The sequence below is a fragment of the Streptomyces sp. ME19-01-6 genome, from assembly GCF_033793745.1.
Lineage (GTDB): Bacteria > Actinomycetota > Actinomycetes > Streptomycetales > Streptomycetaceae > Streptomyces.
Genome location: NZ_JARAXF010000017.1, coordinates 84,273 through 97,078 on the forward strand (window position 1 = coordinate 84,273; position 12,806 = coordinate 97,078).

Below are 12,806 nucleotides of genomic sequence, written 5' to 3' on the forward strand. Positions count from 1 at the left end.
CAGAGGCAAAACTTTTGCCCGAGAGGCGAAAGCTGGCTATACCGGAGACATGACCCCGTCCCCCGAGGGGCCCGCCGACGGGCCCCCCGCCGAGCTGCCCTCCGTCGCCCCCCGCCTGCGCGACCTGCGGCGCCGCAGCGGACTGACGCTCGAAGCCGCCGCCCGGCTGGCCGGGCTCTCACCCGCGCATCTGTCCCGCCTGGAGACCGCCCGGCGCCAGCCGTCGCTCCCCATGCTGCTGGCCTTGGCCCGTACCTACGGCACCACGGTATCCGACCTCCTCGGCGAGGTCTCGCCGGAGCGGGACCCCATCCTGCGGGCCGACCGGATGGCGGCCTCGCCGGCGGACGGCTGGACGTACTGGCGGGCCGGCAGCCCCGGCCGGGCCATGCAGGCGCTGCGGGTGCGCGTACCGGCGGGGCCCGGCCCGCAGGAGGACCTGGTGCGGGTCCATCCGGGCGAGGAGTGGCTGTACGTCACCCAGGGGCGGCTGCGGCTGACCCTGGGCGAGACCGCCCACGTGCTCGGCGTCGGCGACGCGGCCCACTTCGACTCGCTGACCCCGCACCGCATAGCCGCCGCCTCGCCCGGCGGCACGGATCTGCTGTTCGTCCACACACTGCTGCAGAGCGGCACGGCCGAGCTGTGCCTCGGCGACGCGGTCCGCGGAGGGAGACACCGGGCACCATGAAAGACCCGACAGACGCCGATTACACCCTGGACCCCACGACGACAAGCGGCGCGGCGACGAGCGGCGCAACGCACGGGACCATGCCGGACGGCGAGGCCATGCGGGAGGAGGACCGGGCGCCGATGGGGCTCTCCATCCGCGTCTTCATCTACCTCGTCGGCGTCCACTTCATCGCCGCGTTCCTCTTCCTGCTGTTCTATCTGGCCGGGGCGAAATAGCCGCCCCAACGCAACCCCCGTCACCCCGCGTGGGTGGAGAACAGCCCGCCCGTCGGGCCCTGCTTGTCGCCGCCCTGCGCCTTCTTCAGCGCGTTCGCCAAGCCCTCCATGGTCAGTGACTGAAGGATCACCCGACCATCGCCCTCCAGCGTGGCCAGGGACAGGCCCTCACCGCCGAACACGGCGTTCATCAGGCCCTGGCGGTTGAGCCCGCCGATGCGCTGGACGCCGTACTGGATGCCCTCCTCGAAGGCCACGATGCAGCCCGTGTCGACCTCGATCCGGCCGCCGAAGTCGGCGGGGTTGAGGTCGATGAAGTTGCCCGCGCCGCAGATGATCACCGTGCCGCGCCCAGTGAACTTCTCCAGGATGAACCGTTCCTAGGGACTGAGCGGGAGTGAGTCCTGGTGCCAGGACTCGTGCTCAGCCGTGTGCCCCGAACGGTTGTGGGCACACTGGTCCCCCGCTTTCGCTCCGCATCCGGCGCCGGAGGATCGTGTCCGTGGTCCGGGGATGCGGGGGCGGGATTCCTCACACCCCGGAGCGCCTGATGCGGCCTGGACACTCCGATGCCCCACAGCATCGCTCCGGTGCTGTGGGGGCGGTTGCGTCCGTCGCCTAATCGGGCACCCCAGGGCGCGCCGTCCGATGGCCACGGCGGCTGAGTCGTGGCGGGTGGTCTTGCGAGTCTTGGTGGTCAGGGGCTTCTGCCAGTGCTGGGCGCCCCAGCGGGAGGTGTAGGCGGGATCGACGGCCACGACGGTGATGCCGAGCTCGGCGGCCATGGAGACCAGTCGGCTGCGCAGTCTGCTGACGGGCATGCCGGAGATCAGTTTGCGGAAGCGCTTGCGCCGCCCGTGTTTCTCGCGGGTCGTCTCCGCCTGGAAGTCGAGGTCTTCGATCGCGATGGCCAGGTGGTGGCGCCGGGCCCAGTGGAGGAGGCGGATGAGGGCGTGCCGCACTTGCGCGTCCCGGTGCGGTGCGCTCCCGGTGAGGTCGTAGTCGAACCTGCGGGGGTTGCCGACGGGGTTGCCGTGGGCGTCCAGGCGCCAGGCGGCCAGATGGTCGGCGTTCATGTCCACGCCGACCAGGCCGCCGGCCCGGGCCGCCTCCAGCGGCACCGTCTTCACCGGTGGGGTCTGCCAGGAGGCGGTCAGGTACCAGCGGCCACGGTCCACGTCGTAGTGGATGCGGTACGCCACGGCACGGTTCGCCGCGACACGGTCCGCCCACTGCTCGCCCCGGTGCCCAAAGCGAACCCGGCAGGCCAGCACGTACCGGCCGTGGGATGCGTTCGCCAGCGCGGCCAGTGGCGCCGGAAGCCTGATGCTCACCTCACCGTCCGGGGTGATGCGGATCGTCTCGTTTCCGTACCGCTTTCCCGACTCGCCGTCGGCCTGGAGGAACCAGCGCTCGGCCTCCCACCGCACCCGCCACTGCGTCTCGGTCAGCCGGGCGGCCTCAAGGTTATGCCGGTTGCGCAGCAGCTTCCTGCCACCGCGCACCACCCGCACCCGCCCGGCCGCACGGTCGGCCCGCTCCCGCTCCAGCCGGTCCTCGAGCAGGCGCAGACGCCGGGACTTGGCAAACCACTCTGACCGGGAACGGTAACCACCCGGCGCCCCCTTGGAACCCCTCGACCCCACCGGCAACGACAGCCGGGACACGATCACGCCAATGGCTGCCTGGAGGCTTTGGATATACGCGAGCTGACCACGCCGGGCCAGCGCCCACTGGTCATGCGAGGCCTTGGTCATACTGCCCGCCCAGCGCGAGGAGGAATCTGGCGTCAACACCCGCTTGCGCTGCGCCCACCGGTGGCTGTCGTGATCCAGCCCTGCCGCGCAACGCGCCTTCAGGTCCCGGGAGGCCAGGGAACCGAGCAGCCCGCCGACCAGGCGCAGGACCCTCTCGTCCGGCCCGGTCAGGCCCTTGAGACTGGTGCGAATCGCCACCCCGGTCGGCCCGGGCACCTCGAACGGCGCCGCCACCTCGCGCAGCTGGCCCACCCCCACCCCCGCCCGGCCCGAAGACCCCGTCAGCACACCCAACGAGCGCCCCCCATAAAGGTCACGCATTCGACACAAGAACTCCCATTCCCTTCATTTCCAAGTCCCGTCACACGGTCGTCGACGCTCACTCATGCACACCAAAACGCACCCAAGCGCTGTCAATCGGCAGCAGCTCACAACCCCTCGCCGCCGCTGCGCCCCGTCCTGCCGCCCTGGAAGGCGATGCCGAACTCCACGGTCGACTCGGCCGCCACGAAGGCGTCCTTCTCCGCGAACCAGGCACGACCGCCCTCCAGCTCCAGCGCGCGCATCTCCCCGGGCAGCACGCCCGCGAAGCCGACGGTGCCCTCACCGCCGGTCGAGGTGAAGTACTGGAAGGCGAGCGACTCCCCCGCCAGCGCCCGCTGGCCCACCTGCATGGCGGTGCCCATGGCCTGGCGCAGCATGCCGCCCATACCGCCGCCCCCGCCGCCCCCGCCGCCCCCAGGAGTCTGACCACTATTGGGCCCAGCCCCGGAGCCGGACCCGGGCCCGGACAGCCGGGTCTCCATCGTCACGTTCGACGTCTTGAACAGGAACTTTCCAGCCTCGCAGTAGACGGTCTGGCCGGGCTGGAGGCTGCAGACCGCCATCTGCATGGCGTTGCCGACGATCTCTTGGCGCAAGGTCACAGCAGGACTCCTCGGTACGGACATGGCGGATATATCGCAAAGTAATAGGGGAATCGCCTGGTCAACGTTAAACCCGAGGCCCTGGGTTCCATCGCCGGGCACAATCCCGGTTATGGACTGGACCTGGCTGGGGCCGCCCCTCGACGTACGCCCCCTCTTCCCCCGCGACCGCCGCGCCCTGCTCGACCTGCTCACCACTCTGGACGTCGCCGACTGGCGACGCCCCACCGCCTGCCCCGGGTGGGAGGTGCACGACGTGGTCGCCCACCTCCTCCACGACCACTTCCGGCGGCTGTCCGGCGGCCGCGACGGGCACCCGGGGCCGCCGTTCGGCCCCGGCGAGACGCTGCCGCAGTTCATCACCCGGTCCAACGAGGACTTCGTCCGTACCTCCCGGCAGCTCAGCCCACGGCTGCTGACCGATCTGCTGGCCACGCTCGGCCCGCAGCTCGACGACTTCTGGGCGGGCCTGGACCCCGCCGCGCCCGCCGGCCTCGACGTGTCCTGGGCGGCCCCCGGGACGCCCGCCCCGAACTGGCTGGACACCGCCCGCGAGTACACCGAGTTCTGGGTCCATCAGCAGCAGATCCGCGACGCCGTGAACCGGCCGGGCGCCACCGAACCCGAGCTGCTGCACCCGGTGCTCAACACCTTCCTGCGCGCCCTCCCGTACACCCTGCGCGACCTCCCGGCCCAGGACGGAGCGGCGGTACGGGTCCGGGTGCCCGGCCCGGCCGGCGGGACCTGGACGGCGGTACGCGAGGGCGCCCGCTGGGCGCTCCGCACCCCCGCCACCCCGGACGACCGCCCCACCACCCAGGCCACCGCCGAGGTCGAGGTCGACGCGGACGTGCTGTGGCGGCTGGCCACGCGCGGGATCACCCCGACGGACGCGCGGCATCGGGCCACCGTGCGCGGGGACGAGCAGCTGGCGCGGGCCGTGCTGACCCTCGTCGCGATCGTCCGCGAGCCCGACCCGGACCCCAACTCGCGCATCGCTCACAGGGTCCCGACGTCGTGAGCGGTGCCGGTGGCGACGGCCTGGAGCTTGTCCGGGTTGGCCACGTTGTGGATGGCGGCGATACGGCCGTCGGAGTCGACATCGAAGGTGACGGTGGCGACCACGCGGCCCGGCCCGCTGAACACCACGCCCAGCCCGCCGTTGATCTCGACGAGCTCGGCGTTCATGTCGGCGGGCTCGATGCCCTGGTAGGTGACGGAGCCGATGGCGGCGAACCAGGCGGCCACCGTGGAGGCACCCACCACCGGACGCAGGGCCTGACGGACCTTGCCGCCGCCGTCGGTCCACAGGGTGACATCCGGGGACAGCAGCTCCATCAGGGCGTTGACATCACCACCGGTCGCGGCGGCGAAGAACCGCTCGGTGACCTCGCGCTGCCGCGCCCGGTCCGCCGTGAAGCGCGGCCGCCGGGCCCGTACATGCTCACGGGCACGGTGCGCGGCCTGCCGCACCGCGGCTTCGGAACGCTCCACCGCCTCCGCGATCTCGGCATGGCTGAAGTCGAAGACCTCCCGCAGCACGAACACCGCGCGCTCCAGCGGGCTCAGCGTCTCCAGCACCACCAGCATGGCCATCGACACCGACTCGGCGTCCGCGACGGTCTCGGCGGTGTCGCCGATGGTGAGGATGGGCTCCGGAAGCCACGGCCCCACATACGTCTCACGCTTGTGCCGGGTGGAGCGCAGCCGCGCCAGCGCGACATTCGACACGATCCGCGTCAGGTACGCCTTGGGGTCGGCCACCTGCGAGCGGTCGGCGGCTGACCACTTGATCCAGGCGTCCTGGACCGCGTCCTCGGCATCGGCCGCGGTGCCGAGGACGCGGTAGGCCACGGAGAACAGCAGATTGCGGTGCTGATTGAACATCTGCTGATCCAGGTGAGACGGGTCGGTCACCGCGTCCCCCGGACGCGGGTGAAGCGGCCGCCGCGGGGCCAGAACGCGCCCGAGGCGGGCATCTTCTTCATACGGCCGTACGTCGGCCAGGGCGAAGCAGTCACCGTCTCCTTATACCTGGCTGCCAGGCGACCGGTCAGATACATCCGCCGGGGGCTGTCGTCGGGGTGGGTGAACTGCACGACGGCATCGTCGCGGCCCAGGCTCACCGGCGTGTGGTAGTAGCCGAAGCGGAACGGTTTCGGCTGCTTGCCCTTCAACTCACGGACGATCGACAGCGCGGCGTGCACACCGGTCGGCATGCCGCCCTGACAGGTGCCGTGCATCACGCCGTAGCCCTGGCGGATCGCCGCCGCGTCACCCACGGCGTACACCTCGGGGTGCGACACCGACCGCAGCGTGGCATCGGTGACGATCCGGCCGTACTCGTCGACGGTCAGCCCGGCGGCCGCCGCCAGCGGCGACACCCGCGTACCGCTCGTCCACACCACCACATCGGCGGCGACACTCTCCCCGCCCGCCAGTTCGACCGCGTGGGGCAGCACCTTCACGACCTCGGCCCCGCTGCGCACCTGGACGCCCAGGCGCTGAAGCGCCGACCGCAGATACGCCTTGGCCTTCGGATTCATGGCCGCACCGGGTTCACCCCGGCCCAGCAGCACGACATTCAACTCCGGGTGCCGCTCGGCGATCTCCGCGGCCGACTCCACACCGGTCAGCCCGCTGCCACCGACCACCACCGTGCCATCGCCGAGCCGCGCCAGCCGCTCGGCCAGCACCTCGGCGTCCTGGGCGCTGTTCAGGGTATAGGCGTGGTCCTCGACACCCGGCACCGCCACCGTGTCCGCCACGCTGCCCAACCCGTGCACCAGCGTGTCGTAGTGCAGCACCCGGTCGTCGTCGATCCGCACGGTCTGCGCGCCGGCGTCCACCGCCGTCACCCAACCGCGCACGAACCGCGCCCCCGTCCCCTCCAGCACCTCCGGGATGCTCAGCTCGGCAAGCCGCTGTCCGGTCGCCGTCATATGCAGCCGCAGCCGCTCGGTGAACCGCTCCTGCGCATTCACCACGGTCACCCGCACATCCCCGCGCCCCTTGACCCGAGCCCCGAGCTGAACCGCCGCGGCCATGCCCGCGTACCCTGCCCCCAGGACCACCACGCGGTGTGTGATCGCCCCACCGGCTTCGTGCTGTGCGCTCATCGTTCCGCCTTCCTCCACTTGCCGCTGACGACCACCAGATGCAAGCTGCCCGCCCGTCCGTGACATGAGGTTGATGTGACGCGCGACACGGTGCCGACAGCGAGTGGGGCGGCGGGCGTCACGGCGTACGTCCCTCCTGGCGGGCGCGGCGCATGGCCGCGAAACGTGCTCCACCGCGACGATCAACGGCTCCCTGGTCGTCACTTGGCAGCGGGCGCAGACGTGGGAGGTCACTGCGTTTCCTCCTCGTCCAGCTCGGCGATCAGAGCCAGGGTTGCGCCCGACGCAGCAGGGGGACATCGGCCAGATAGGAGTCGGCGCCGACGAGGACGCGCCAATATATGCCTGGCCAGGGGCAGTTGGACTGCTGGGAAGCCGGCCTGACCGGATCCCGCGCGAGCGAGGCCGGCCTCGCGCTGAGGAACTGGGCCAGGCATTGAGGTCACCATTTAACTTGACAACCCGGGGGAAGCCAACGTGGGACAACGCGAGCGCCTGAGTCGGATCGCCGCAAGGCGCAGGGTTGAACAACAACGAGCAGCGAATCGCTCTCGCTGGGTTGACTGGGCCCAAGTCGCCGCAGTCGCCCTGGCGGGAATAGGCCTCGTTCTCGGTGGGTATAGCGGGATTCTGCAGTATCGCGCCACCCAAGATCAGCTCAGGCAGAGCGAAGAGGCAAGGAAACGCGAGAGGGAGCAGCTGGCCTCTCTCTTCGAAGTACGTCTCGGCTCCAAGGAGAAGGGGGCCGACGTCATCATGACCAACTACTCCAGGCATTCGTTTCACTTCGTGACGACTTTGCTGACAACCCCCGATGGGAGGAAGTGGGTGGTGCAGGCCACGAGCGTGGGCCCCTGCACAACGAAGAAAATTCCGCTGGAGAAACTAAAGAAATGGAATTCCGAGTTCAATCTAGAGTATGCGGGCAAGGTTGAGGACGGATGGGAGGCCGCAATACGCATGCAGCGCGCCTTCTTCTACGACTACGGAGGCCGGACCTGGGAGGTCGTTCCCCTCCGATCAGTCCCAAGAAGCGCCATTGATCGGGCAATCGACACTGGCGGTTATCAATGGGTGACCCTCGAAGGAGCGGTGATGGATGGTCTGACCAAGGACGCACCGATTCCTGACTGTTCAGGATCAGCCGGATAGGCCCGGATGAGCCGCAGGGAACGACAACCTGGTGCGTTCGCACACCTGACACGGGACAGTCCGGGAAGATGTCGATGCGGACATGTGTGACGGGACAGCAGACTCGGTTCGGCGAGCCGGTAACGGCGACGTCACTGCCGGGCCGCTGACCGGCCATATGCCCGCCGCGTGGGTCGACCGCCAGTTCCAGGCGGGTCGGGTGCTGCTCCTGGTCGACGGTCTTGACGAACTCGTCGCGAGCGAACGGCGCAAGGTCCGCGACTGGCTCCGGCTGCTGCTCAGCGCCTACCCCGACACCCGCGCCGTGGTGACCACCCGCCCGACCGCCGCGAGCGGCGACTGGCTGCGGTCGGAGGGCTTCGCCCCGGTCGGTCTTGAACGGATGACGCCCGCCGACCTGCGCGCCTTCGTCCAGCAGTGGCACCAGGCCGTACAGCTGCACTCCGGCGAGGCGCCCTGCGCACCGGAAGAGCTCCCCCACTACGAGCGGGCGCTCGTGGCGAGCCTCCAGGACCGCCCCCATCTGCTGGCGCTCGCCGCGAACCCGCTCCTGGCCGCCCTGCTGTGCGCGCTGCACCTGGGGCGGCGCAGCCGGCTGCCGCGAAACCGCATGGAGCTGTACCGCATCGCGCTGGAGCTGCTGGTGCAGCGCCGCGACGCGGAGCGCGGGGTGCCGAGCGCCCTGGACGTACGGCTGAGTCTCACGGACAAGCTGTGTCTGCTGCGCGATCTGGCCTGGCGGCTGTCGGACAACAACCGCAGCGAGATCGCCCGGGAGAAGGCGCTCGACCACGTAGCGGCCAAGCTGGGGTCGATGCGCCATCTGGACGTCGAGGGCGGGCAGGCCCTGGACCATCTGGTGACCCGCTCGGGAGTGCTGCGCGCCCCCGCCGACGACCGCATCGACTTTCTGCACCGCAGCTTCCAGGAGTACCTGGCCGCCGAGGAGGCGGCGGAGGAGGACCGCATCGGCAACCTGATCGAGCGGGCTCATCTGGACACCTGGCGGGAGACCATCATCATGGCCGCGGGGCACGCCAACCGCGGCCAGCGGGAGGAGCTGATCACCGGCATCCTCGACCGCGCGGCGGCCGAACGCCGTCATGCGCGTGGGCTGCGGCTGTTGGCTGCTTCCTGCCTGGAGACGATGGAGTCGGTGCCCGTCGGGCTCGCCGAACGGCTGGACGTCAACCTCGGCGTGCTGGTGCCGCCTCGGCGGCGGAGCGACGCGGAGTCATTGGCGGCCGTGGGGGATCCGGTGCTGGGCAGGCTGCCGCGTTCGCTCGACGGTCTGACGGAGGCTGCGGCGAGAGCGGCGGTACGTACTGCGGCCCTTATCGGCGGAGGGTCAGCGCTTGACTTGCTGTGCGGTTACGCCGAGGACGGGCGTGCCGGGGTACACGAGCAACTCGCTCAGTCCTGGCACTATTTCGACCCTGATGAGTATGCCCGGCGTGTGCTGCACGAGCTTCCGCTCGAAGACATCCCCGTCGCCCTCTCCCATCCCAGCCAGTGGTCGGCAGCCACACGGCTGCGGTCCGCGCGGCAATTTGCGATCAACTATCCGTTCACCTCCGGCCTCGCGGCGCTGAAGGAACTTCCTCGGCTCTCCTGGCTGCGGATCCGCCGGTTCAGGGGCGGGAACGATCTCAGCCCGCTGGCCGACCAGCCCGAGCTGGAGGATCTCTTGGTCAACGGAAACGGCCCCTTGAGGGGAGCCGAGGCGCTGGGTGGACTCACTCGTCTACGGCAGCTGTACCTCGCTTACTGGTCGTCCCTGCCCCCGCTCGACCGGATCCCACTGCCACGGTCGCTGTCCATCCTGGGGCTGGGAGACCTCCCGGCCAACCCTCATCTAGGGTTCCTCGACCGTCTGCCTCAGCTCACCTACGCCTCCCTGGACGGTTCGGGGAGCCCTCGCGGTCTCATGGACTCGGCCGTCATCGCCGGCCTCGAGCAATTGCGACTGGGCGGATTTGATCTGACCGAGCAGCTTCACACCCTGCCTGCCATCGGTCTCCACACGCACAACCTGATGTTCTTTGACTGCGCCCTCCCCACCGACCTCAGCCCCTTGAACGCGATCCCTTCACTCACCACGGTGTTCTTCGGCGCGTGCCACGGCCCTTACCCCGGTCCGCTGGACCTCTCCTCGCTGGCGGGCCGCCCGGCCCATCCCCGCCTCACCGTCCAGGTAGGCAGGACGCAGGTCGTCACGGGCGCCGACCAGCTCGGGCCGGGTATACGGCTCCGCTACCTGTGAGCCCCGCGCAGCTCCCCGTACCGCGCCGCGAGCCGCTCCGCGCCCGCCTCCGTCAGCGTGCCGTGCAGCCGCAGGCGGGCGACGCCGCCGTCCGGGAAGACGTCGATGCGGACGTGGGTGGCGGGCGGGGCCGTGTCGAGCGGGAAGCGGTGGACGGTGTCGGGCTGGAGGCGGGTGCGGGGCAGGAGTTGGGTCCAGCCGGGGGCCGTGTGGTCGGCCGGGTCGGCGCCGGAGGTGGCGTCGAGGATGTAGAGGGCCGCCCATCCCGGCGCGTTGCCCTTGTAGCAGCCGGTGTCGATCTCGACGGCCCGGATCCGGGCCTGTTCGGTGAGCCGGTAGCGGACCCAGTCGTGGCCCTGGTCGCGGCGGCGGCGGGTCTCCCAGCCCTCGTCCATTTTGCGGGAGCGGCCGGGCTGGATGGAGTTGGCGGGCGGGGAGTAGAAGCGGTCGGAGGCGTCCTCGGCCGCGCCGCCGTTCTCCAGGGCGGCCAGGTCGAAGGTGCCGAGCGCGGTGAGCCAGCCGGGGTCGGGGACGACCTCGCCGTGGACGCGGAGACGGGCGATCCCGCCGTCGGGGTGCTGCTTGAGCCTGAGGTGGGTGAAGCGGCGTGTCACCGTGACCGCGAAGCCGTTGGCCGCGTGGCCGCCCACGGGGGTGCGGGGGACGAGTTCCGTCCAGTCCACCTCATCGGCGAGCAGGGCCTCGGGGGACGGGGTGCCCTCCAGTGACGTCGCCTCGACGCTGACCGACTGCGGGTAGTTGCCGCGGAAGTGGGCGGTGTCGACGACGAGGCCGTGGATGACGCCGGGCGCGCCGAGGCGGATCAGGGCCCAGTCGTGGTCGTCGTCGGCGGGGTGCGGGTGCTCGGCCGAGGCGCCGCGCCGCCTGCGTGTTTCCCAGCCGTCCATGATCTTGCCCTTGTGGCCGAAGGCCGCGGGGTCGAAGTGCGGGGCCTCGGGCCGCAGCAGGTTCTCGCGCTCGGCGAAGAACTCGTCGTTGGCCGCGATGACGCTTCCGCCGAGCCGCCGGTCGGCCAGGTCCGCGAGGTGGGTGAAGGGGAGGTCCGCGGTGCGGTAGTCGGCGTACGGGTCGCCGCCGCCGTACGGGCTCGCGTCGCCGGTGAAGCGGGGGATCGGCGCGGTCATGCGGTGTGGTGCCTTTCCAGGAGTCGGCCTGTGGGTCCGGTGGGGTCGGTCGGTGCGGTGGGTTCCGTTGGGGCGCCGTGGTCGGCGATCTTCCGGCCGCGCAGCCAGGTGGACCGTACGACGCCGTACAGGGTCTTCCCCGCGTAGGCGGTGACCTGATTGCGGTGGTGGAGCGCGGCGGGGTCGACGGTGAAGGTTTCCTCGGGCGCGAGCACGGCGAAGTCGGCGTCGCGGCCGGGCTCGATGGCGCCCTTGTGTGTGAGGCCGACCAGCGCGGCGGGGGCGGTGGACATCCAGCGCGCGAGATCCGGGAGCGTGCGGCCGCGCCGCCGCGCCTCGGTCCAGACGGCTGGGAGGCCGAGTTGGAGGGAGGAGATGCCGCCCCAGGCCTGCCCGAAGTCGCCGACCTTGAGGTCCGCGGTGCACGGCGAGTGGTCGGAGACGACGCAGTCGATGATGCCGTCGGCCAGGCCCTGCCACAGCGCGTCCTGGTTGGCGGCTTCGCGGATGGGCGGGCAGCACTTGAACTCGGTGGCGCCGTCGGGGACTTCTTCGGCGGTCAGGGTGAGGAAGTGCGGGCAGGTCTCCACCGTGACCTCGATGCCCTCGCTCCGGGCGGCGGCGATCAGCGGGAGCGCTTCGGCGGAGGACAGATGCAGGATGTGCACGCGGGCGGCGTGGATCCGCGCGAGTTCGATCAGGCCCGCGATGGCCCGGTTCTCGGCCTCGCGCGGGCGCGAGGCGAGGAAGTCGGCGTAGCGCGGGCCGTTGGGGCCCGGGGCCCGGTCGATCAGCTGGGGGTCCTCGGCGTGGACGATGAGCAGGCCGCCGAAGCCCGCGATCTCGTCGAGCGCCGCGTCGAGTTCGGCGGGGGCGAGCTGGGGGAACTCGTCCACGCCTGAGTGGAGCAGAAAGCATTTGAAGCCGAGGACGCCGGCGTCGTGCAGCGGCTTCAGGTCCCGTAGGTTGCCGGGGACGGCGCCGCCCCAGAAGCCGATGTCGACATGGGCCGCGGCGCGGGCGGTGGCGCGCTTGATCTCCAGCGCCGGGACAGTGGTGGTCGGCGGGACGCTGTTGAGCGGCATGTCGACGAGGGTGGTGACCCCGCCGGCCGCGGCAGCGCGGGTGGCGGACGCGAACCCCTCCCACTCGGCGCGGCCCGGGTCGTTCACGTGGACGTGGGTGTCGACGAGGCCGGGGAGGAGTACGTCGTCCCCGAAGTCCTCCAGGCGGGCCGCGGGCGGGACGGCCGTGTCGTACGGCAGGACGGCCGAGATCCTTCCGTCGGCCGTGGAGACGGCGACCGATGCCGCGCGCATCCCCTCCGGGGTCACCACACGGGTCGAGCGCACCACCAGGTCCGTATCCGCGTCTGACACCCGCGCCCTCCGTTTCTCGGCAGATTCTCGGCAGACTCGTCCAGCTCTTCCAGAGCAGAACGATTCTTCCGCGAAGCGGAAACATATTTCTGTTGCAGGAGTCTTCACTGCGCCGCCTGCCGGGTCAAGACCCACCGACCGTGGCTCCGGCACAAG

The 12,806-nt window shown here is 70.7% G+C and carries 10 protein-coding genes and 2 pseudogenes; 5 read left to right on the plus strand and 7 right to left on the minus strand.

Annotated features, from left to right (window positions below):
• Positions 1-49 precede the first annotated feature (49 nt).
• On the plus strand, positions 50-691 hold the full coding sequence (locus PV419_RS31200; protein ID WP_319694649.1) for an XRE family transcriptional regulator: 642 nt from the start codon (positions 50-52) through the stop codon (positions 689-691).
• Entirely contained in the window at positions 688-909 is a 222-nt protein-coding gene (locus PV419_RS31205) for a DUF6126 family protein (protein ID WP_319694650.1), read from the plus strand. Before PV419_RS31200 ends, PV419_RS31205 begins: the two co-directional genes overlap by 4 nt.
• A 20-nt stretch (positions 910-929) precedes the next feature.
• On the opposite strand, the pseudogene PV419_RS31210 reads toward PV419_RS31205, so the two are convergent.
• The 3 genes and pseudogenes from PV419_RS31210 to PV419_RS31220 form a co-directional block, all read right to left on the minus strand.
• Positions 930-1,289 (minus strand): annotated as a pseudogene (locus PV419_RS31210) (AIM24 family protein); the annotation flags it as partial.
• Entirely contained in the window at positions 1,290-2,918 is a 1,629-nt protein-coding gene (locus PV419_RS31215) for an IS200/IS605 family accessory protein TnpB-related protein (RefSeq protein WP_319694858.1), read from the minus strand. It lies immediately after the preceding pseudogene.
• 182 nt (positions 2,919-3,100) lie between these two features.
• Positions 3,101-3,592: pseudogene (locus tag PV419_RS31220) on the minus strand (AIM24 family protein); the annotation flags it as partial.
• 112 nt (positions 3,593-3,704) lie between these two features.
• Between PV419_RS31220 and PV419_RS31225 the strand changes: the two are divergent.
• Positions 3,705-4,613, plus strand: coding sequence for a maleylpyruvate isomerase family mycothiol-dependent enzyme (locus PV419_RS31225; protein ID WP_319694651.1), 909 nt, complete (start codon positions 3,705-3,707; stop codon positions 4,611-4,613).
• On the opposite strand, the gene PV419_RS31230 is transcribed toward PV419_RS31225, so the two are convergent.
• Complete coding sequence (locus PV419_RS31230; RefSeq protein ID WP_319694860.1) at positions 4,592-5,479, minus strand: RNA polymerase sigma-70 factor; 888 nt, start codon at positions 5,477-5,479, stop codon at positions 4,592-4,594. The genes PV419_RS31225 and PV419_RS31230 overlap by 22 nt on opposite strands.
• A gap of 26 nt (positions 5,480-5,505) precedes the next feature.
• Positions 5,506-6,711, minus strand: a complete 1,206-nt coding sequence (locus tag PV419_RS31235; protein WP_319694652.1) for an NAD(P)/FAD-dependent oxidoreductase — start codon at positions 6,709-6,711, stop codon at positions 5,506-5,508.
• Positions 6,712-7,188: 477 nt separating this feature from the next.
• Between PV419_RS31235 and PV419_RS31240 the strand changes: the two genes are divergently transcribed.
• Positions 7,189-7,863, plus strand: a complete 675-nt coding sequence (locus tag PV419_RS31240) for a hypothetical protein (RefSeq protein WP_319694653.1) — start codon at positions 7,189-7,191, stop codon at positions 7,861-7,863.
• Positions 7,864-8,020: 157 nt separating this feature from the next.
• Positions 8,021-10,126: an NACHT domain-containing protein gene (locus tag PV419_RS31245; RefSeq protein ID WP_319694654.1), complete on the plus strand. Its 2,106-nt coding sequence runs from the start codon at positions 8,021-8,023 to the stop codon at positions 10,124-10,126.
• Here the strand turns inward: PV419_RS31245 and alc are convergent.
• Positions 10,117-11,271 (minus strand): allantoicase, encoded by a 1,155-nt coding sequence (alc, locus tag PV419_RS31250; RefSeq protein WP_319694656.1) that lies wholly within the window; start codon positions 11,269-11,271, stop codon positions 10,117-10,119. The two genes, PV419_RS31245 and alc, sit on opposite strands and share 10 nt — an antisense overlap.
• Positions 11,268-12,590 carry an allantoinase AllB gene (allB, locus tag PV419_RS31255; protein ID WP_415925415.1) on the minus strand — a complete coding sequence of 441 codons (1,323 nt, stop codon included), beginning with the start codon at positions 12,588-12,590 and terminating at the stop codon, positions 11,268-11,270. Before allB ends, alc begins: the two co-directional genes overlap by 4 nt.
• Positions 12,591-12,806 lie beyond the last annotated feature (216 nt).